Consider the following 21,621-nt stretch of genomic DNA (forward strand, 5'->3'; position numbering starts at 1 on the left):
TCACGCGATTAAAATCGGCTTACTCAGCAAGCAGACCTTGCTCTTTCAGGTAAGCAGACAGTACCGCGTAAACGCGTTTTGCGTTCTCAGATTTTTCAGCAACTTTTTCCCACTGAGAGCGTGCGATTGTACGGAACTTAGCACGTTCTTCTGCAGACCAGTTGTGAACGGTGATGTTTGGATCTGCAATAGCTTCTGCTACTGCAACAGCGTCACGCATGGAAAGCTGAGCGGTGATGTCACGTGCGTAGTCACGAACGGACATTTCCAGGATTGCCTGAATGTCAGCTGGCATTGTGTCCCATGTTGCTTTGTTCATGGAAACTTCAACCAGTGGCATGGAGTGGAAGCCTGGGTACACTGGGTGGCCAGCTACGCCGTGCATGCCCTGCTGGTGGTTGGTGGAGAACACAGTGTAGTCAGCTGCGTCGATCACGCCTTTATCAAGAGCGGTGAATACTTCAGAACCTGGCAGGTTCACAGGTGCTGCGCCAGCTGCTGCAAATACGTTCTGAACCAGACCTTCAGGTGCGCGCATTTTCAGACCTTTCAGGTCTTCAACGCCGTTCAGTGGAACTTTGGAAATGAAAGCTTCAAGACCTGGGGTTGTTGCACCGATGAACTGAAGACCATATGGGTTCAGCAGTTCGTTCATCAGCTGCTTACCGCCACCGTACTCCATGAAGTTCAGCATTTCGGAAGGAGAGCCGTAAGCACCAACTGGGTTAGCGATCAGACCGAAAGCAGCGTCTTTACCGGTGAAGTAAGAGGTGTCGGTGATGTGACCGTCGATGATGCCTGCAGCAACAGCGTCCTGGGTTTCAGTGTGCTGAACGATGGTGCCTACTGGCAGCATTTCGATGTTCACACGGTCGTTGGTGAGAACGCCAACGCGCTTCGCCCAAGCCTGCTGCAGTTCAAAGTTTGGGTTACCAGCTGGGTCAGAAGACTGGAAACGCAGCGAAAAATCTGCTGCAAGTGCCGTGGTTGCGGTGGATGCTGCAATCACTGCTGCAGCTGCAAATTTCAAAAGTTTCATACTCACAGTACCTCCCTGAAGAGTATTCAGTATATTGGTGACCTCAGGCCACAGTTTCCGGCATGATTTGGCGCAAAATTTGATTGATGATTTCAGTTTTAGCGCCACTCACGTCGATGTTTATGTGCAGCTCGTCAGATGACGGGGGCTGCAGGATTTCCAGTTGGCTGTCGAGCAGCTCAAGCGGCATGAAATGATCCTGCCGATTCACCATTCTTTCGCGAATGAGATCTTTTGATCCTGAAAGGAAGATAAAACAGGCATGAGGCACGTAGCTGCGGATGATATCGCGATACGACCGCTTGAGAGCGGAGCATGCTACAACAACAGCAGGTGTTGCCTCTTGCTTGGACAGGTCAACAATCGCTTGTGAAAGATCGTTCAGCCAAGGCCGGCGCATTTCATCCGTTAACGGATGCCCCCGGCCCATTGCTTCAATATTGTCTTCAGGATGAAAATCATCGGCCTCGACATAGGTCGCCGGTAAACACGTAGCCAAAGCGCGTGCCACTGAAGTTTTTCCGACGCCACAAACACCCATGACGACAAATACTGATTTTTTATAGTCTTCCACGGCCCTAGTTTTCCTCCTAAGAGAATTTGATCATAAATGATTGCGCAATCATTTTGCAAGGGGTATCTGAAATATCTAAAAAGGCGCTCAGGAATAGGGAGTATTTTTTGATGCCAAAACCGACGCTTGTAGATGTTGGACGAGAAGCTGGAGTTAGCGCAATCACAGTTTCCCGCGCTCTTCGCTCACCGGAAAAGGTGTCGGAGGCTTTGCGCGCAAAAGTTGAAATTGCTGTGAAAAAACTTGGTTATGTGCCGAACCAGTCCGCTTCTACTCTAGCGTCAAATAAGTCCAGTTCCATCGTGGTCATGGTCCCTTCCATCTCGAACAACGTGTTCACAGATGTGCTCGGGGGAATCAGCGACTCACTGTATGGATCGCGCTTCAACATGCAGATCGGTTACACCAACTACGACTCGCTGGAAGAAGAGCGTATCCTGCGTTCGTTTCTGAACCCTACTCCCTCAGGTGTGATTATTTCCGGTATTGAGCAAACCCCTGAAACCAAGCAGATGCTTGAAAATGCGGGTGTTCCTGTTGTTCAGATTATGGACATCAGCGAAGACCCAATCGACAAGATCGTTGGGTTCTCTCACGACAAGGCAGCTGAAACAGCAACGCAGCACCTCATCGATTCAGGCTACAAAAACATCGGCTTTATGGGCGCACAGATGGATCCTCGTGCTCAAAAGCGTCTGGCAGGTTTCAAGAAGGCGATTAAAGCCAATGGTGAGCTGCAGGAAAAGAGCATCGCGGTAACCAACAAGCCCTCCAATGTACAACTTGGGGGTACATTGTTTGGCAAGCTGACAGCACAATTTCCTGAGTGTGACGCGGTTTTGTGCAACAACGATGACTTGGCGATTGGTGTTTTGTTTGAGTGTCAGCGTCGTGGAATCAAGGTGCCGGAAGAGTTCGGCATCTGCGGTTTTAACGATCTGGGCGTCTCATCGGAAACCGTTCCAAGTGTTACCTCGGTCTCTACAAACCTGCGCGAAATCGGCCGACTGGCCGGCGCGATGGTGATTGGCAAAGAAGATGCGCCGACTGATCCGATCGTTGACCTGAGCTATCATATCTGTGTGCGCGAAAGCACCAAAAGACCTTAGGCCAGAGAAGCCACTCTGGCCCTTTGATCAGTGGTAGTGTTTGCAGCGGGATGTTTTGCCCAGTCCCGGATTGAAGCTGTTTGTCGGGTCGATTGACTTGTAAAACTCGACCAGATCCGGTTTGGCTTTGTAGATGTGCCCAACATTATGTTCTGCCGGATACTCCGCGCCGCGAGTGTCCAGAATCTCAAGCATTTCCTGCTTGAGTGCAGCCACATCAACGCCCTTCTTCACGATATAATCCTGATGAAGCACATGGCACATGAAGTGGCCGTAATAGAGACGGTGGATCAGCTTTTCTTCGATGTGTTCAGGCAGTTGCTCAAACCAGGTGCGATCATCGCGGCGCAGTGCAATATCCAGTGCGAGAATATCTTCAGCAGCATCACCATGAACGGCTTTGTAGCGCACGGCAGCACCAGCAGCGGCAAAGCGGTGAAGCGCTGCCATCTTGCCTTCGGTGGCGTCACACTCAAAATAGTCTCCTGAGCGAGATGCAAAGAAGTCTTTCAGGAAGGCCCCTGCCTCATCAATCCCTTCATCGCTCATCTTCAGGATGAGATGATGCTCGTAGTCTTGACGATACTGGCTCATGCGCTCTGGCAGCACACTCGGCCAGATTTTCGCCAGCACCTGCATGAAGCGATCTGTCAGGTTCTTTGGCAGGAAGCTGATCTTGTTCAGATAAGCATCCATCGCGCCTTTCAGCGCAAAGAACATGGGCAAGCGATCCGTACCAAGATGATTGATCATCACCACGGTGTCTTTGCCGTATTTCTCTGAAATGTCGTAGGCTTCACGGTGCATGTATTCCGCAGAAACCGGCAAGTTCTCGAAATGTGTGAGGATATGGCGGCGCAGTTCCGTTAGTTCAGCTGGATCATTGGTGCCGATGTAGAAAGTCTTTTCTGCGCCAGCTTTGGGGAACGTATCCAGACGAACAGCAAACACACCCAGCTTACCTGCACAGCCGCTGGCCTCATAAAGGCGACGCTTGTCAGCGTTGAAGCGGGCTGGGGTTGAGGCATCCACTTCGCGAACGCGGCTGTGATACTCACTGTCGGAAGCTTTCTGGTTGGTGTCCTTCACATCTGCGGATGTGTAACTCCCGTTTTCCAGATTGGTCAGGATCTCTTCAGCGGAGTTACCAAGCTCTATGCCGAGGTGATTGACCAGCACCAGCTCACCATTTGCGTTGAGCTGCGCAAAAAGGGAAAGCTCGGTGTAAGATGGGCCACGATTGACCAGTGATCCACCGGAGTTGTTGCAAACACCACCTATGATAGACGCACCGATACAGGATGATCCAATGACCGAATGAGCCTGACGACCGAGCGGTTCCAGCAGTTTCTCCAGTTCGAACAAGGTTGAGCCAGGAAAACTGATGATCTGCTTGCCACCGTCCAGTGGTTGGATCTGGGTCATACGGTTGGTGTTGATGAGCACCACATCGCGCTCATACACACCCTTCGGTGTTGAGCCTTCTGTAAGACCTGTGTTGGCCGCCTGCATGATGACGATCTTGTCAGCTGCAACACAGGCTTCCAAAACTTTCCATTGCTCCAGCAATGTGCCGGGGCGGACAACTGCGATGGCCTCCCCTTCTCCAGAGCGGAAGCCTTTACGGAACCGCTCTGTTTTCTTCGGGTCGCTGAGAACATGGCGATTGCCAACGATGCTCTCAAACTGCTTGATCAGTTCTGCGTTGCTCATCACGGCATCCTAGTAGGCGACGGATGGCAGCCATGTGGCGAGCGGCGGCATGTAGTACACCAGCATCAGACCCAGCAGCTGCAGCAGTACGAATGGAATGATACCGCGGTAGATGTCAGTCAGCTTGATCTCTGGCGGGCACACGCCCTTCAGGTAGAACAAGGCAAAACCAACGGGCGGTGTCAGGAATGAGGTCTGCAAGGTCACCGCCACAAGGATCACGAACCAGATCAGAGCAGGCTCATCAATCACACCATAGCCGCCAATGTCGAGGCCAAGGCCGTTGATGATTGGACGCATCAGAGGCAGCACGATCAGGGTGATCTCGATCCAGTCCAGCACGAAGCCGAGCAGGAAGACGATGAACAGGATAAACAGAACAGTTCCGTTCGCACCGAAGCCAGTGGAGGCCACCATCTCTTCGATTAGCGCGTCACCGCCCATCTCACGCAAGACGTAAGAGAAGATGGTTGCGCCCAGGAAAATCGCGAAGATGTAAGCGGTGGTGTTGAAGGTGGACTTCAGCACGTTGACCAGCTTGCGGAATGTGAGCTTGCGGTAGCCAAGAGCTAGCAGTGTCGCGCCCAGTGCACCGATGCCGGAAGCTTCAGTCGGAGTGGTCAGGCCAGCGAAGATGGAACCAAGCACAGCGAGGATCAGCAGCAGGGTTGGCAGCGCTGCGATCAGAACATCCTTGATCGCGTGCCAATCCGGAGCCTTTGCACCTTCTGGCACAGGAGCAGCATCGCGCTTCACTAAGGCAATCACGAAGATATACAGCAGGTACAGCATGCCGATGATGATGCCCGGGAACACAGCTGCCATGAACAGGTCACCCACGGACAGAGCCATCTGGTCTGCCATGATCACCAGCATGATGGATGGCGGAATGAGAATGCCAAGCGTACCAGATGCTGATACAACACCTGCTGCGAGCGACTTGGAATACTTCTGCTGCATCATGGATGGCAGGGACAGCACGCCGAGCAGCACAACAGACGCACCGATGATGCCAGTGGAGGCTGCAAGGATGATGCCGATCAGCGTAACCGTAATCGCAAGACCACCGCGTACTGTACCAAACAGCTTCTGCATGGAAGTCATCAGGCGCTCAGCCACACCACTCTCGTCCAGCATCAGGCCCATGAAGATGAACATTGGCAATGCGACGAGCACGGCATTGGACATGGTCGCATAAACGCGGTTTACGGTTGCGCCCAATGTCAGGTAGTCGAGGCCAGTGAACGTGCTCTCAAGGCCAGTCCATGCCATGTGGTCGTTATCAAACAGGTAAGCCAGACCGCAATAAGCGATACCGACACCGGCAAGCACCCAGGCAACCGGATAGCCGGAGAAGAGCAGTGCAATGAAGGTGAGGAACATTGCGATGACGAGCTTTTCTTCGGTTGTCTCTACGAGGAAAGACAGGCCGTAGGCAACCACAGCAAAGCCAAGGAATGCGAGGAGGATGAGACGGATGCCCTTCCCTTTTCGCTCGCTCTCACTGTTGACCCAGATTGCGTGCACGTCGTGAATGAGGCGGGCGAGCGCTGCAACTCCAAGGAGGACAAAGCTTAAGGGGATGATTGCTTTGAACGCCCAACGTGCAGGCAAGCCTGTTGGGCTGGAGGAGCGTTCGCCAACGCGGAAACTGTCGTAGAAATAGTCGTAGCCCTGATCCACCATCAAATAGATGAACGGAACCAGCAGCGCCAGAATACCAACAATCTCGATGAAGCGCTGAGTGCGTGGGCTCAGCTGCATGTGCAGCAGGTCAACGCGCACGTGACTGTCTGTCACCAATGCATAGGAAATGCCCACCATGGTCACCAGACCGTAGAGGTGCCATTGCAGTTCATCGAGCTTAGGGAAGTTGTAGTTAAACAGGTAGCGCATTGTTACCTGAGTGACGATTGCGAGGATCAGGAACAGGTTGGCCCACATAACCACGTGGCCAACGCCCTTTACAAAGTGATCCAGTGCAACGGCTATGGGTTGTTTGTCAGTGTCTTCGTGCTCGAGAATTTCTTCAAAGAGCTCAATTGGATCTGAAGTATCCTGAGGATTTTTTATCATAGCATTCACTCTTGCAGGTCAACGCCGCAACTATCTGGGCTGGAAGGCTGAGGCCAATAGCAAAAAAGGGAGCGGCAAAAGGGGGAGCCGCTCCCAAGTTTTTATTATTTACGCGGCAGGAACGCGTTTTCTTTCCAGATTTTGTAGTTGTCGCGGAACTGGTTCAGGTCAGCCAGAACCTTCGCGAAGAACTCATCGTTCGCAGCTTCTTCCTGAGCAACTTCGTCCCAGGTTGAGCGGAATACGTCGAGCATTTCAGGAGACCACTGCTTGATCTGAACGCCATTGTTGTTGACGTTGTCGAGCAGAGCTTCGTGCTGGATTGCTTCACCTTCTGCAAAGCTGTCAGTCACAGATGCTTTACAGGCGTTCTCGATGATTGCTCTGTTGGTGTCGCTGGTTTTGTTCCAGACGTCTTTGTTGATCAGTAGTTCAAAGACAGTCGCTTGCTGATGCCAGCCCGGGAAGTAATTATACTTTACCAGTTTGTGGAAGCCGAGGCGTGCATCGATCGCTGGCATGGAGAACTCGGTCGCGTCGATCGCGCCTTTTTCAAGCGCCGGAAAGATTTCGCCACCTGGCAGCAGGGAAGTCGCAACGCCGAGTTTCTGCATCACTTTACCGCCAAGACCGAAGAAGCGCATCTTCAGGCCTTTGAGGTCTTCTGGGGAGTTGATCTCTTTGGAGAACCAGCCGGATGTCTCAGGAGCGATGATCGCACATGGCAGAACTTTTACGTTGTAGCCAGCCTGATCGTACATTTCCTGGTAAAGGGACAGGCCGTTACCGTAGTAGAGCCATGCAGCGTATTCGCCAGCTTCCGGTCCGAAAGGAACGGCAGAAAACAGCGGAGCAGCTGGGATTTTACCTGCCCAGTAACCTGCTGTGGTGTAACCGGAGTTGATCTTACCAGAAGAAACGGCATCGAGAATTTCGAATGGTGGAACCAGCTTGCCCGGCTCATACACCTTCATTTTGATAGAGCCGCCGGACATCAGCTTCAGCTGGTCAGCGACACGAGGAATTGGGCTACCCAGACCTGGCAGAGAGGTTGAGAAAGCGATTGGCGTCTTGAGCAGCAGCTTGTCGGCTGCATTCGCAATTGGAGCTGCGAGCACAGATGCAGCGACAGAGGCGGCGAGAGCAAGGCTTAAGACAGATTTTTTCATGTTTCCTCCAAATGGCATTCAGCTGCTAAACGTGCTTTTGCGCTGTCCTCCCAAGCAGCTGATTGCTGGTAAATAATATTGACCTCTAAAATAAATCAAGAAATATATTTTGCGGTTTTAGCCGTTTTTCGGGCTTGACACGCGTGTAAATACTAATGGTGTGGTTGCGTATAATTTTTGGATCTTTGTGCTTAAGGAATGGAAATTAAGCGGTAAAACAACGTATTAGTGCGTAATACATGCTTTGATATATCAATATTGTGGCTCTCTGGCCTCTTCCTCTTGAATTGGAAAATAAAATCGACCAATATTGGATTTGTGTCCGGCAGGAAGTGTAAAATGGTGTCTGTAGATAATCTTTTTGAGCCGATCGATCACGATACGGTGGTGGATTCTGTAACTGAACAGATCGAGGGTCTCATTCTGGCCGGTGTACTGAAAGAAGGCACGAAGCTGCCTTCTGAAAGGGATATTTCAGAGCGTATGGGTGTGTCTCGTCCCAAGGTTCGTGAAGCTTTAAAGCGACTGGAAGATTCCAATCTCATTACCATTCGTCATGGGGAAGGATCGTTCATCGCGCCTTTGATCAGCGCGGCAATGAGCCCTGCCCTGATCAACCTGATCAGCCGAAATCAGACGGCTTTTTACGATTACCTTGAATATCGCCGAGTTCAGGAGGGTTTTGCAGCTCGTTTGGCTGCGGAGCGTGCAACGAAGTTGGACCTTGAGCGGTTAGAGGCGATCCTCGAAAACCTGCGGGACGCGCAGGCTCGGGCGGATGATATCGCCTCAAAAAAGAACGACATCGCCTTCCACCTTGCAATCGTTGATGCCAGCCACAACGCTATGCTCATTCATATGATGTCATCTATCTATGAGCTGACTCAAAAAGGTGTCTTCTATAACCGCGAGTTTCTGCGTTCGATTGATGGAACGGGTGAGCAATTACTAGAACAGCACGAAGAAATTGGCCGCGCGATCTTTAGTCGTAATGGCGCTAAGGCAGAAGAAGCTGCGCATCGCCATATCGACTTCGTTGAGACGTCTTTCCGTCTGGGGCAGGATCAGCAACGCCGCGAACTCATTTCTTCAAAGCTCTACGCTCTGCAAAGAGGTGAAGAATAATTACCACTGTTACGTATTGGGAAGCTCTGCGGCTTCCCGCTCAGTGAAGGATCATTCGCAAGTGTGCCTCACGAATGATCTTGAGGATATGGTGCTTAGCGGCTCTCAATCCACGCTTTCAGGTCGGCAACGTTTGGCTCAACAAACTCCGCCATGCCACCTGAGAACTCTTTGAAGGCATCAATGTTGATGTCATTCGTGCCCACGAGCACTGACGCGCCGCTTTCCAGCGCTTTTACAATCAGATCTCTGAAACCGCTGCCGTTGGCTTCTTGTTCGCCAAACTTGTTCAGGATGAACACATCAAACGGCTGATCAATGCGCTGAGACACTTCGCCTGCAGCTTGCGCAAGGGCTGATGTGTCCAGTCGGCAACCGGAAGATTCTTTGCCAAGAGATTGGGTGATCGAGATCTGTGGGCCGTCTGGCAGAACGAGCACGTCCATGTCGCAGCGGTGACGATCTTCGTTCACTGTTTCTGCTTGCACGATACCGCGAGTCCGAATGCCATCTTCCCGAAGTTTTTCGGAGAGTTCTGTCAGCACCAGTTTTCCTTTTGGCAGGGTGTAAGCAATTCTCATCTGGGGTCTTCCTTGCGCTTCTGTTTTTTCAGCTATGTGAAAACTCTCATATCAAACTGTAATAATCCTAGTTTGATCTACGCAAGGTTACCCCTGCGGCGAATGCGCACAATCTTCTTTCAAAGGCAGATTGCGCGCATTCACTGCAGGGTGAAAAGTGTGGCTATTGTCTCTTGTCTAGCCCGCGTGCGCCAGTTCTGGTGCGTAAAATGCCTCTGCAAAGATATCTGTCAGTGTTGCTTGCGGTTTTGGCGATGTGGCATTGCCGAGCAGCTCCCTTACTTGTGGAGATGAAGTCGGGTCAAAGCGGACAATCGCATTCGGTCCGCCCGTCAGTGTGATTGATTGTACCTTTATGGGCGATTGGGCGTAGGTGCCAAGGAGCAGCCGGAGCTCCTTGGCATTCAGTAGCTCATAGGGCTTGGGCGTGGTCAGGTAAACTCTGTCAGTCTCAATGCGACGTAGGACAACTGGTGTTTCCATGTTGGATCTGAGGCGTACAAGACCTGCTATGTCTGTGTCTATAAGCGCTGAGGTGACCTCCTGTGCACCGAAAAGGTGATCGTACTCATGCGTTGGGTAATGGCGCCGGAGCAGTTTCAGCTCATCCGGTGTCAGCGAAGCTGCGCCCTGGATTGGGCCATGAAGGAAGTGCTCCAACTCTTTTGTGCTCCAGCGATTGCCGTCATAAGCCGTCGTTACTCTGCTCAGCTTTTGAAAGCTGCCGAACTCATATTCCATGTAGTATTTGAAGAGGTTGCGCTCCTCGGGAGTGTCGCCATAGACCCTCAGGTAATCGGCGTGCATCTCAGTGAAGTTTAGATAAGCTCCGGTTGCTGTTGTGCCATTCACGTAATCGAACGCATCAATCACTTCGTGGCTTAAGCGCCTGAAGAGCAGAAGTGCCTCGTAGAAATCCATGTGCTTTGGAGTGCAAGCCATGACGAGATCGTGGATGCCCAAATCCTCTCTTGCGACCTGAAACATGTACTTCAGCAAGGCGTGGATGAGTGAGCCCTCCTGAGAGCGGTAATCCGGGTGAACTGTGAGTGAGGATGCTTCAGCGATGCGGCGGTCCCACTTGGTGATGTGATCCAGAGAGAAAATCTGCTCAACAGGCAGTTCTTCCTGAGACTTCACGATAACCGTTGTGGTTGCGATGACGGTATCACCCTGCTTTGCGATGAGAGTGTAGCTGGATGGGAGAATGTAGTAGGGCGTGAATCTGTAGCCCGTGCCATCCTCCTTCATGTAACCCACCTGAGTGTAAGAGTCGTAGAGTAACTTGCAGGCCTGAGTGAGCTCTTCAGGTGTATCTGCTTGTTTGAAAATGACGCCTGCAGGGGGGCTGCTTTGCAGCTTTACCCTTCTCCGGAAAATGGAAAACTTTCGCGATCTGGCTGCTTCATGATTTGCGCAGTGCTGATTTGTATTGATCATGCTCAATCACCTTTACTTAAACAATCTCGCTTGTTGCAGAATAAAAATCGAAATTACCTAAAGTTATAACTCTGCAATGCTTTGATGAATCTGAATAGAATAAAAATAATATTAACGTTAATATTATAATTAATATTGACAAATACTTGTTGTGATAAAAATATGCTTAGTTGGGTTGTGTTTTAAATTTAAGCGCAATCGATAAATGATATTACTGAGCGCGTTGAGCACTTGGAATGAATTCACGTTTTATTTGTGGAGGAAGGCATTGACTGTTTTAGCTGCATCCCAAGTTCATGAGGTATCACCGGTCGCAAATACCGGATTTTCCTATGAAGCTGCATTTTCCAGAAACATCGGATGGGTCACTGAAGAGGAGCAACAACTGCTTCGAGGCAAGCGGGTTGCCATTGCCGGAATGGGCGGTGTTGGTGGCATCCATGCTGTTACGCTGGCGCGTCTGGGCATTGGTGCGTTCAGCGTGGCAGATTTTGATCACTTCGATATCGTTAACTTCAATCGCCAGATCGGCGCCACCGTCAGCACACTGCAGGAACCGAAGGTCTCGGTGATGTCTGAGCAAGTGCGAAACATCAACCCGGAGGCGGACCTTCGTGTGTTTCCTGACGGCGTAACAGATGAGAATATCGATGCCTTCCTGGAAGGCGTGGATATGTTCGTTGACGGGTTCGATTTCTTCGTCCTTGGCATGCGACGCAAAGTGTTTGCGAAGTGTCGTGAGCTTGGCATCCCGGCTGTAACTGCCGCGCCTCTTGGTATGGGGACTGCCTATCTATGCTTCACACCGGATGGCATGAGCTTTGAGGACTACTTCCAGTTTGAAGGCGAAGACGAGCTGCATCAGTACTTCAAGTTCCTGCTCGGCCTTGCCCCAAGTGCGTTGCATCGCCATTCACTGGTTGATACCTCTCAGTTGAACCTGAGTGAGGAACGCGGCCCTTCCACGGCTGCCGGGTGTCAGTTGGCTGCAGGTGTTGTGGGGGCGCAGGCTGTGAAGCTGCTGCTTGGTCGTGGGCCTTTGAAGCCTGCCCCTTGGTATCATCACTTTGATGCCTACGAGGGTAAGTTCGTCACCAAGCGCCTCCCTTCTGGAAATGGCAACTTCTTCCAGAAACTGAAGCTTAAGAAAACGATGAAGCTGTTTTCCTAGGAGCAAACCTCTGAGTTTTGTGCGCGCAGGATAAAACCAATCTTGCGCGCATTCTGTTTTTAAAGATTTTGAGGAGCTGCGTGATTTAATATGAGTTAAAATCTCATATTATTGACTTTCGTCAAATAAGAGCGCCCGGGAACGTGATCTACAGTTCTTGCAACTCATTCGCATTTGCGAACTGCCCGTTTTCTATCCCGTTTCGATGGAAGCCCCGTAATGATCACACGTCGTTCTTTTTTGAGCCATTCTGCTGGCTTTGCTGCCGCCGCCTCAATTGGCGGAACTTTGCCAATCATGGCAAATGCAGCTGCGCCAAGCCTATCTCTTTATGGGCCTCCGGTTGGTCCATCTGTTGTGCTGTCCTACATCGCCAACAAAGGTCTGCTGTCTGAGTACACGTCAAAGGTGGATTTCTCCGTCTATAAGTCACCAGATGTTCTGCGTGCAGGCTTTGTTTCCGGCGACTGGAAACTGGCGGGCACTCCTTCCTATGTGGCAGCGAACCTTTCTAATAAAGGTCTTCCGGTCAAGATGCTCAACATCATGACCTGGGGCATGCTCTACGTGCTCAGCTATGATGGTTCTGTAAAGTCTCCGGCTGATCTGGCGGGCGAGAAGATCGGCATGTTCTTCCGAAATGATATGCCGGACCTCGTGTTTGGCCGTGTCATGCAGCAGAACGGCCTGACTGAAGGCAAAGACTACACGCTGCATTATGTCAGCACACCGTTTGAGGCGCTGCAGCTCCTGCTTTCGGGCCGTATCAAACATTGCGTTCTGCCAGAACCAGCAGCAACAGCTGGTATGGTGAAAGGCAAAAAGCTTGGCAAGAAGATCCACCGGTCAATCGATCTGGCAAATGAGTGGGCTTCTGTCACCGGCGGTAAAGGCCGTTTCCCAATGGCAGGCATGATGGTGCATGAAGACTTGTTGAATGCGCAGCCAGAGCTGATTGAAGGTTTCCATAAGGCCTGCATCGAAGGCACCGAATGGGTTAAGGCAAATCCGAAGGAAGCAGCGGCAATCGCTGCCGAAAACATTAAGCTTCCCGCGCCAGTGATCGCCAAATCGGTGCCGCACACGCACCTGACAGCTGAACGCGCCAAAGACATCCAGGCAGAGCTGGAGCAGTTCTACTCCATTCTGGCGGAGAAGAATCCTTCCATCATTGGTGGGAAACTTCCAAGCGCGGACTTCTATCTCTAGCTAAGTTGGCTCGGCAGGCCGCTCAAAGGTTACGGTCAACTGGTCTGCTGAGCCCTTTAAAGAACAACGAGAGAAAGTGCCTCATGATCCATCACATGCTATCAACGCTGCTCAATAAACTTTGGAGTGGGTGGGGCACGCTTGCCGGTGTGTTTCTCATATTTGCGTTGTGGCAGATTGGATTTGAGACATTCGGCTCTCTGGTGTTACCCGCACCTATGGAAGCACTTGGCCAGCTGATCAACCTGGTCGCATTGCCTTCCGGTTTTGAGTACATTTTGATCACTGCAAAACGCGCTTTCGCTGGCTTCCTGCTGGCCAGCGCTTTCGGCATCTCCTTTGGATTGATTGCCGGTTGGTCCAACACGCTTTCCCTGCTGTGTAAGCCATTCATCACCGTTGCTCTTGGTGTTCCCCCGATTGCGTGGATTGTCCTCGCCTTGCTGTGGTTTGGTGGCGATGACGGGACGCCAATCTTCACGGTGTTCATCTCAACACTCCCTCTTATTTTCGCAGGTGCCTTACAAGGTGTGCGGATGCGGGAGAAAGAGCTCGATGAAATGGCGCAGAGCTTTCACGTGCCATTGATCCAGAGATTCTGGCAGGTGCAAGCGCCGCAGATTGTTTCCTACCTCTTTCCGGCATGGGCGACCGCATTGGGTTTGAGCTGGAAAGTGGTGGTGATGGCTGAACTGCTCTCCAGCACACGTGGAATAGGTGCCGGGCTGGCAGAAGCGCGCGTAAACATCGACACCGCCTCCACAATGGCATGGATCGTGGTTGTCGTTGGCCTGTTGTTGGTGATCGAAGGTATGTTGCTTAATCCTGTCAAAGACTATGTGGAGGGCTGGAAGCATGCCGAATGAAACCGCTCCATTGCTCTCTGTCGTGCCAAACACGTCAGTTGACCCGAAGCCATCAGTCCTGTCCGTAACGGTGAAAGATCACCGATACCATCCGCTGCAACAAACACTGGCACCATGCACGCTGGAGCTTGCAAAGGGTGAGGTTGTCAGCATCATCGGTCCGTCTGGCTGCGGAAAATCCACTTTCCTTCGCATTGCAGCTGGATTGATTGAAGCCAGTGAAGGCAAAATCTCAAACGCGTCAAAGCGGACAGCGATCCTGTTTCAAGAGCACAGGCTTCTGCCATGGAAGAGCTTGCTCAATAACATAAGCTTCGGATTGCAGGGTCAGAAGCTAACTAAGTTTCAGCGTATGAAAAAGGCGCGTGAAGTGGCGTACGCCATGGGCTTTTCTGAGGATGATCTAATTAAGTATCCTTCCGAGCTTTCAGGTGGCATGCGCCAGCGTGGAGCATTGGCCCGCGCCTTGGCGGTGGAGCCTGATTTGCTGTTTCTGGATGAGCCATTCAGTGCGCTCGATATTGGTCGCCGTCGTGACCTTTATCGGCAAGTGCTGCACGAGGTGGATGAGAAGCAGTGTTCCGTTTTGATGGTTACTCACGATGTGACAGAAGCACTGGCCTTGAGTGATCGCGTCCTCATCATGGCGCCAGGTCCGGGCCATTTTGCTAAAGAGTATGAAGTGCCATTGCCGCGGTCTGAACGTACACGTCGAATCCTGATGGATCTGGAAGCAGGTCTGCTGGCAGATGATCGCATCGCAAGCCTGTTCAACATGAGCAATTGGGAGAAGCTGGTATGACTGATGTTGTTCGTATGCCAGAGCACAAAGCCTCCTTTTTCGATGCTCCTGTTTTTTCTGAAGGGTTTCGGGTTTTCTTCCCTTTAACGGCGTTTTACGCGCTGTTTTCAATCGCTATGTGGGGCCTCGTTCTGGCGGATGTTTTGCCAGTACCTTTTGATGCCGACCCGCTGTTGTTCCATCAATACGAGATGTTCTTTGGTCTGTTCGCTGGTGCAATGGCAGGCTTTCTAACGACAGCCGTGCCTTCCTGGTCGAACACACCAAAGATAGCTGGGGCTGAACTCGCTGGCCTTGGAGCCTTGTGGCTGGCTGGCCGAGCGGCTTTCTGGACGCTCGATATTTTCCCGAGTGCCATTGTCTTCGGCATACAGGCTCTCTTCCCAGCAGCCTTGCTCCTTGTGGTGTTGCCACGGCTCTTGAGAGCAAAGATGCGTCACCTCATGTGGCCCGTTTTGATGCTTTGTGCTGCACAGCTTGTTTGTTTTTGGGAGTACACCGAACTTGGCGTGCTTAATCAGGGACTCGCGATTGCTGAAGGTGCATTCGTACTGATGGTTTTGACCGCTCTGGCGCCGGTCTCCATGGTGATTGTGAATGATGCGCTCTCAATTCGTGAAGATGGTGCGGTGTTTATTCCTCGCCCGCCCATGAGACGGGCGGCGCTGTTCTGCATTTCAGCTTTCACGCTCGCCAAGGTGTTGGGTGTTTCAGATGCCTTGCAAGGATGGTTGGCGCTGGCTTCAGCATGTGCCGTTTTGAATATACTGCAGGATTGGCATCAGGCGGGATCACTAAGAACCCCATTCGCAAAGACGCTTTATCTGGTCTACTGGTTCTTCGGAGTTGGCTTTGCTTTGGAAGCTGGTGGCCTGCTTGGGGTGTTGTCTGCTGGTTCTTATGTATCCGGGCAACATATGATCTTCATCGGCGGATTGTCTCTGGCGACATTCATGGTTCTGACCATCGCGGGGCTGCGTCACGCAGGCTATTCTTTGCAGCTGCCTAAGGTGTTAGGGCTCGCGATCCTGTCTCTCATTGGAGCATGTCTGGTTCGCTCATTAGGTCCGCTCCTCGTACCGGACCTAGATGTTATGCAGATTGCCTGGAGCCTGTTCGCGTTGGCCTTCGGGCTCTACCTGATCCACTTTCTGCCAATTGTCTTTCGAGAAAACGTTGATGTGTAGGAGGTAACTGTCGATGCTTTTCCTAACCAAACTGCTTGAGCCGAAGAAACTCGATCTTTTTGAAAGTCCTGTTTTAAATGTCACTTCCCCTCGGCACGATGTCGCTAATGTGTATGGCAAGAACATTAGTATAAATGCCAGGGAACATTTTCATGACACTCGGAGTTTCATCCTCTCAGCACCTGTCGATTACTCCGGCTCAGGGCAACCACAGTTCATCGATACCATCTGGTCAGCAGAGCGCTGTTGAGACGGTCTCTCATAAGCAAGCTGAACTTAAAAAAGATGTCGCTCATGTTTTGCACGATGCCAGTAAAGTTTTGAGCGCAGAAGTAGTTAAGGAAACCAATCGTACTTCGCCTTCAATTTTTGGTTTGAAAGCGCTCTATAAAGTAGTCTCATCTGTCATAAGTAAGATTGAGCATTTTCTACACGCTGAGAAAGGCTCCATTGAGGGCAAAATATTTAAAACCTCGGAGTACTTTCAGGATCTGCAAGGACTGAAACAAGATCTCGGGAAACTTAATGATGCTCTTCGGGATCTCGACAATCTCACTGCTGACATTAAGCAAGGCACCGTAGATGTTAAGAGCGCGAAAGAGCTGCTCGTTGCAAAACTTCAAGCAATCGAAACAGCTACAGATGCGTGTCAATGCAACATCAGATATGACCATGCGGAGCATTATAATCCGGTGGATTCTGACAGCAGAGATAAGTTCTTGGGAGAAGTTGTCCGGGTTATTTCTTCAATTGGTGGTACAGCCTTTCAGGAGGCACAAGCTATCTCGGAACAAGAGTTCGCGACTACAGCCGAACTTCTCAGCGCATTGGGGCGGTCTGATTTCTCAGAGGCTTTAAGTGAAGCTATCTCTCATGAGAATGTGAAACTGTCCGATCTGAACGATTACACACTGCTTGAGAACAAAGCAAAGAGCACTTTGCAGCAGGCCGAAAAGCTGTTTGAGAACGTTCGTGATGTGTCGTTTGAGGATGCTCCCCCAACCTACCAGTCTCTGCAGCTTCAGGATTTGCGTGCAGCGGCAAACCAGCTTGACGATGAAATCCAATTACAAAACCAGGATCTTTATCGTCAGAAGCTCTATAGCGAAGATCGACATGAGCACCTGTCTTTACAAACGAATGAGCTGAATGAACTGATCAGGAAGGTTGAATATAAAATTGAACCGACAATTCCTGAAGAGGTGTCAGCTCCGCCTAAGGAAGATCGTGTGCGTTACGGCTCTGCCCACACAACGGCAACACACAGAAGTAATGTTGATGCACGTGAGAAACCTGCTGGTGTAAATCCAGATTTCTACTGCGAAAAGCAACAGAGCCAATACTGCCTGAAGCATGCTTTGAATGCTTGTCTTGGGTTTGAAGCCGTGACCGTCGATGATCTGGTTGATCAACAAGTGGCAGGCTTCATCGAGGGATACAAGCAGAAGTCTGAAGAGGCTTTCCTCCGGGAAGCTTCGAATTACTTGCGTCGTAAGCCTGCAGATCTGCAACGTGAGTTCCATCGTGATCCACTAAAGCTTTATCGGGAAACAGCAGCTGCGGAGTTTGCAATGTTCAACGGACATTCCCCTGCTGATCATATTCGTCGACATGGATCACAGGCTAACTTTGGGGTTGATATTATTAATGCAAAACGTGACACACTTGGCGTCCCTGAGTTTAAATCCACTTGGTTAATTGAGCCAAAGGATGAAGCGAAGTTGAATCAGAATGTTGCAAGCCTGACGAAGATTATTGGTGAGACTGACCGATTGGTCTTTGGTCAAGGCGGCCATTTTGTTGCACTTCGCAAAAATGAACACGGCGATTGGTTTGAAGTTGATAGCCTATCTGATGGTGCGAAACGTGTTGATCCTGTTGAGTACTACAAAACTCGTGTCGCACGAGACGGGACGGTGCCGATCCTCCATTTTTCAGCTGAGGTAACATTTCAAAAAGAAGAAGGACTATCTTCCAATAGATTCTACGCCTAATCACATCAGAAGCACTGAATGATCTCAGTGTTTTGTGAAGCCGCCCATGTTGAAGCGTTGCAGTTGTTGGTGCAGCGCTTCGGCGAGCTCTTCTTTGGTATAAGGTTTGGCGAGGCGGGTGATTTTTTCAAGGCTCTCGCCTTCCGGCTCCAACGCTTTGGGGAACCGGCCTGACGTGACAACCACCTTTTGGTCTGCACAAGCTTTGATACTGGCTTCGGCCAGATCCCAGCCGGTTTTGCCGTCTTCCAGTTGGACGTCAGTGAACAGGACATCGAAGAACGTTCCGTTATCGATCAGTACCTTAGCCGAACCATAGCTGTTAGCTTCGATGCAAACCAAACCCATCTCCTGCAGCATGGTTTTTGCACGTAGCAGGGTTTGCAGGTCGTCCTCAACCAGCAAAATACGATAGGGCTTGTCAAAGGTAATTGCAGTGTTGGGCACCAACTCATCGACTGGCGCTTGCGGGATAACGAGGGTGACTGTTGTGCCCTCCCCTTTCTCACTGGTGATGCCCATTTCACCGCCGGATTGCTTAATGAAGCCGAACACCATACTCAGACCAAGACCAGAGCCTGCTGAAGTCCTGCGGGTGGTGAAGAACGGCTCGTACACCCGCTCCAATGTCTCTTGATCCATACCGCAACCAGTGTCGGTCACGCTGATGGAGACGCTTTCGACGCCGTTGACCTCAACCCGAATGGAGATGGTACCATCCTCTTCAATCGCATGCGAACTGTTGATGCACAGGTTGAGCAGAGCACTCTCCAATTGGCCTGGATCAATGCGAACGTAAGTTTCTTCCTCGGGCAAATCTGTGGTCAAAATGATCCGCTCATCTACGCTGAGAGATATGATTTCGGCTACACTCTCAATGAGATGGTTGATCTCGATGACTTCGGGCTCAAGGTGCTGTTTACGTGCGAAGGCGAGCAGGCGCTGTGTGAGGTTGGTTGCCATCTCCACAGCGCTGTGAATGCGTTGGATGTTCCCTCTTAGATCAATCAGCTTATCGCTCTTGCGCTCAATGATGCCCACACTGCCGGAGATGCTGGTGAGGATATTGTTAAAGTCATGGGCCACCTCACCTGTCAGCTGGCCAAGGCTCTCAAGCTTTTGCTTCTGTCGTGCCTGCTCCTGCACAAATCGGCGGTCTGTTGCATCCGAGAATGACCAGACAGCACCGCCTTCCGGTAAAGGGCTCTTACGCACTTCGATTAGGACACCATCATCATGGATCAACTCAGCGAACCGGAAGCGGCTACCATGGGGGCGTACATTCGCGTCTTTCCATCGAAAGCCGGAGTTCTGGATGAGGATACGAATGTCCTTGGCCGCTTTGATGTCGGTTTCTTTGATGCGGAGAGTTTCTGCAAGGCGTGGATTCCAGGCTGTCATATCCAACGAGTCGTTGGTCAACACCAGCCCTTCAGCGATGCAGTTGAAGGTGGTCTCAAACAGCTCCGTCTTGCGCTGCAGCTGTCCATAAATGCGTCTCAAGCGAATGGAGTTGGCGCGGAAGATACGGAAGGAGTGCAGCAGACGTGTGATCTCATCGTCCTGTCTGGCCGGACGCGGCAGTACGGTGGAATGATCTCCCTTTGCCAGATTGGACATGGCGCGGGAGATACGGTTGATGTTCTTGGTAACGTATCCGGCGATGTAGTGCGCTGAAATCAAGGCCAGAATGATACTGGCTATCCCGGTAACCAGAACGACGAGCTGGGCGCTGGAGATGTAGGAGTAGGTTTCCTGTCGCTGCTTGGCGATCTCCTCACCAGACAAGCGTACAAACTCAGCAACAAGCTGGTTGATTGTCTGAGCGCTGGATTTGATTTTGAAGAGGGCGTTGCGCGCTTCCAGCTGCCCAGCCATAGCTAAATGGCGGGTGGCATAAAGCCCGGTTTCATCTTCCGCAATGGCTTTCAGAGCCTGGGTTGCCTGCTGAACTTCTGGTGCTGACACCCCATCAAGATCCGTCATCTGCATGTGATATCGGCGGCGCAGTTCACCAAGGCTGAGGAAATCGGTGACATGGGCTGCAGAGATCAACAGATTGGCAGCTTGTCCAATCCCCTGCCAGGCTTTGCGCTCCTCTGCACTCTGGTAAAACGTGGAGGAGTTTTTGACAGCCAGACGTTCCATCTTTGTCAGGTCTACAAGAACGCGGCGCACCTGATCTTCAGACTCGCTGATCTGCTGAGCCGCGTTGACCAGCACGGCCACTTGCGAGCGCATGAGAGAGAGATTCTTCTGCACTTCTGGCAGGAACCGCCCAAGGCTTCCTTCCTGACGAGACAACGGAAAGTTATCGCGATACTGCTGTTCAGCTTTGCTCAGCTCCACCAGCAACCGGGAGCCTTCGTTCTCGATCTGGTAGACGGAAGAAAGGTTCAGAATGAACGGAGCAGAACTGACCAGACCTGCGGATTTGTTGGCAAGCTGCAGGGAGCTTGCAATGGCTTCGATGGTTTTCTGATAATGCCCAACGAGTTTTACATTGGCCTGATCCAGCCAGTACCACGCAATAGACCCAGCAAACAAAGTTGCGAAGGTCAGCAAAGTGATGGCTGCAAGCAGACGTGTTTTGATGGAAAGCAGAGCTTTCACACGTTGGGGCAAAAGGGTCATGGCAGATCTACAGCCGCACCTTCCAGCGCGAAGACATAACCTTTGCCACGGCGGGTTTGTAAAAAGACCGGCTTGGAAGGATTAGCCTCAATCTTCCGACGCAAACGCAGGATCAGCACATCAACGGTGCGGTCCATATAGCGAGAGAGATCGCCGCCCAGATGCTCCAGCAGCTCAACCCGATCTATTGGTCGGTTCGGGTTCTCGATGAGGAACTCCAGCAGGCGCAACTCGGAGTTTGTCAGGTTAATTTCCCGCAGGTTCGTATCCAGCAAACGCCGCTCATCGCAAATGAAAGAGAGATCGCCTAGTGGAATGATCCCAGCACTTGAAGCTTGTGGGGGCGGTGCAGCAACAGTTGGCTCAGGTTCAGCCGGAACGTTGCGTTTGTAACGACGCAGAACTGCACGAATGCGTGCAATGAGCTCACGCGGATTGAATGGCTTCATCAGGAAGTCATCGGCACCGGTTTCCAGCCCAACGATCTTGTCTACCTCGTCGCCAGTGCCAGTCAGCAAAATGATTGGAAAGTCATAGGATGTGCGTAGGCGTTGAGCCAACATCATGCCGCTCTCACCGTCCAGTTTCAGATCGATGATTGCCAGATCAAGGCTTTCCAGTTCTTTTAGCTCTATTAGGTCTTTGCTCCCATGGCACGGCAGTGCCTGAAACCCATACTCGTGCAGCAACTCCTGCAACACCTCACGGATAGCCGGATCGTCATCGACGACCGCTACCTTTGAGGGTGACCTATCCCAACTCTCGGTCATTGACGTAACCTTCCTCGCAACCCGTACCATGCTCCCAGACGCATACTCGGAGGTCGTTTTTGATTTTCTTCAGATTGCGGCGACAATGCACGGGAAAGTGCCTTGTCATCAATAATTCTAATATTTCATATGTAACTCATTTCTGTAATAAATGTAACATTT

17 protein-coding genes are annotated in these 21,621 nt (G+C 51.3%); 8 read left to right on the top strand and 9 right to left on the bottom strand.

All coding sequences use genetic code 11. The annotated features are described in order from the left end of the window. Positions 1-19 precede the first annotated feature (19 nt). A complete protein-coding gene (locus PSE_RS09335) occupies positions 20-1,039 on the bottom strand; it encodes a TRAP transporter substrate-binding protein (RefSeq protein ID WP_008549437.1) in 1,020 nt (339 codons plus the stop codon). Between the two features lie 43 nt (positions 1,040-1,082). Continuing rightward, a complete protein-coding gene (locus PSE_RS09340) occupies positions 1,083-1,613 on the bottom strand; it encodes a gluconokinase (RefSeq protein ID WP_008549178.1) in 531 nt (176 codons plus the stop codon). 110 nt (positions 1,614-1,723) lie between these two features. On the opposite strand from PSE_RS09340, the gene PSE_RS09345 reads away from it, so the two are divergent. Beyond that, complete coding sequence (locus PSE_RS09345; RefSeq protein ID WP_014284610.1) at positions 1,724-2,722, top strand: LacI family DNA-binding transcriptional regulator; 999 nt, start codon at positions 1,724-1,726, stop codon at positions 2,720-2,722. Between the two features lie 27 nt (positions 2,723-2,749). On the opposite strand, the gene dld is transcribed toward PSE_RS09345, so the two are convergent. The 3 genes from dld to PSE_RS09360 form a co-directional block, all read right to left on the bottom strand. Beyond that, positions 2,750-4,435, bottom strand: coding sequence for a D-lactate dehydrogenase (dld, locus tag PSE_RS09350; RefSeq protein ID WP_041768218.1), 1,686 nt, complete (start codon positions 4,433-4,435; stop codon positions 2,750-2,752). A gap of 9 nt (positions 4,436-4,444) precedes the next feature. Continuing rightward, positions 4,445-6,511 carry a TRAP transporter large permease subunit gene (locus PSE_RS09355; RefSeq protein ID WP_014284612.1) on the bottom strand — a complete coding sequence of 689 codons (2,067 nt, stop codon included), beginning with the start codon at positions 6,509-6,511 and terminating at the stop codon, positions 4,445-4,447. A gap of 104 nt (positions 6,512-6,615) precedes the next feature. Continuing rightward, positions 6,616-7,680, bottom strand: a complete 1,065-nt coding sequence (locus tag PSE_RS09360) for a TRAP transporter substrate-binding protein (RefSeq protein ID WP_041768219.1) — start codon at positions 7,678-7,680, stop codon at positions 6,616-6,618. Between the two features lie 339 nt (positions 7,681-8,019). Here PSE_RS09360 and PSE_RS09365 point away from each other — a divergent pair, with 339 nt between their 5' ends. Then, positions 8,020-8,805, top strand: coding sequence for a FadR/GntR family transcriptional regulator (locus tag PSE_RS09365; RefSeq protein WP_008549269.1), 786 nt, complete (start codon positions 8,020-8,022; stop codon positions 8,803-8,805). 95 nt (positions 8,806-8,900) lie between these two features. Here PSE_RS09365 and PSE_RS09370 read toward each other — a convergent pair whose 3' ends face one another. Beyond that, positions 8,901-9,386 (bottom strand): DUF2478 domain-containing protein, encoded by a 486-nt coding sequence (locus PSE_RS09370; protein WP_014284614.1) that lies wholly within the window; start codon positions 9,384-9,386, stop codon positions 8,901-8,903. A gap of 177 nt (positions 9,387-9,563) precedes the next feature. Continuing rightward, positions 9,564-10,826 (bottom strand): hypothetical protein, encoded by a 1,263-nt coding sequence (locus PSE_RS09375; RefSeq protein ID WP_014284615.1) that lies wholly within the window; start codon positions 10,824-10,826, stop codon positions 9,564-9,566. A 268-nt stretch (positions 10,827-11,094) separates the two neighbouring features. Between PSE_RS09375 and PSE_RS09380 the strand changes: the two genes are divergently transcribed. The 6 genes from PSE_RS09380 to PSE_RS09405 all read left to right on the top strand — a co-directional run bounded on the left by PSE_RS09380 (position 11,095) and on the right by PSE_RS09405 (position 18,055). Further along, positions 11,095-11,997, top strand: coding sequence for a ThiF family adenylyltransferase (locus tag PSE_RS09380; protein WP_014284616.1), 903 nt, complete (start codon positions 11,095-11,097; stop codon positions 11,995-11,997). Positions 11,998-12,216: 219 nt separating this feature from the next. Beyond that, positions 12,217-13,206, top strand: a complete 990-nt coding sequence (locus PSE_RS09385) for an ABC transporter substrate-binding protein (protein ID WP_014284617.1) — start codon at positions 12,217-12,219, stop codon at positions 13,204-13,206. Positions 13,207-13,289: 83 nt separating this feature from the next. Beyond that, positions 13,290-14,072, top strand: coding sequence for an ABC transporter permease (locus PSE_RS09390; RefSeq protein ID WP_041768222.1), 783 nt, complete (start codon positions 13,290-13,292; stop codon positions 14,070-14,072). Continuing rightward, complete coding sequence (locus tag PSE_RS09395) at positions 14,062-14,874, top strand: ABC transporter ATP-binding protein (RefSeq protein ID WP_014284619.1); 813 nt, start codon at positions 14,062-14,064, stop codon at positions 14,872-14,874. The genes PSE_RS09390 and PSE_RS09395 overlap by 11 nt, the downstream gene beginning before the upstream one ends. Beyond that, entirely contained in the window at positions 14,871-16,061 is a 1,191-nt protein-coding gene (locus PSE_RS09400; protein ID WP_014284620.1) for an NnrS family protein, read from the top strand. The genes PSE_RS09395 and PSE_RS09400 overlap by 4 nt, the downstream gene beginning before the upstream one ends. A 152-nt stretch (positions 16,062-16,213) precedes the next feature. Then, positions 16,214-18,055 (top strand): hypothetical protein, encoded by a 1,842-nt coding sequence (locus PSE_RS09405; RefSeq protein ID WP_014284621.1) that lies wholly within the window; start codon positions 16,214-16,216, stop codon positions 18,053-18,055. 24 nt (positions 18,056-18,079) lie between these two features. On the opposite strand, the gene PSE_RS09410 is transcribed toward PSE_RS09405, so the two are convergent. Continuing rightward, entirely contained in the window at positions 18,080-20,689 is a 2,610-nt protein-coding gene (locus PSE_RS09410; protein WP_041768225.1) for an ATP-binding protein, read from the bottom strand. Next, complete coding sequence (locus tag PSE_RS09415) at positions 20,686-21,459, bottom strand: response regulator (protein ID WP_014284623.1); 774 nt, start codon at positions 21,457-21,459, stop codon at positions 20,686-20,688. The genes PSE_RS09410 and PSE_RS09415 overlap by 4 nt, the downstream gene beginning before the upstream one ends. Between the last annotated feature and the right edge of the window lie 162 nt (positions 21,460-21,621).

Source organism: Pseudovibrio sp. FO-BEG1 (assembly GCF_000236645.1).
Lineage (GTDB): Bacteria > Pseudomonadota > Alphaproteobacteria > Rhizobiales > Stappiaceae > Pseudovibrio.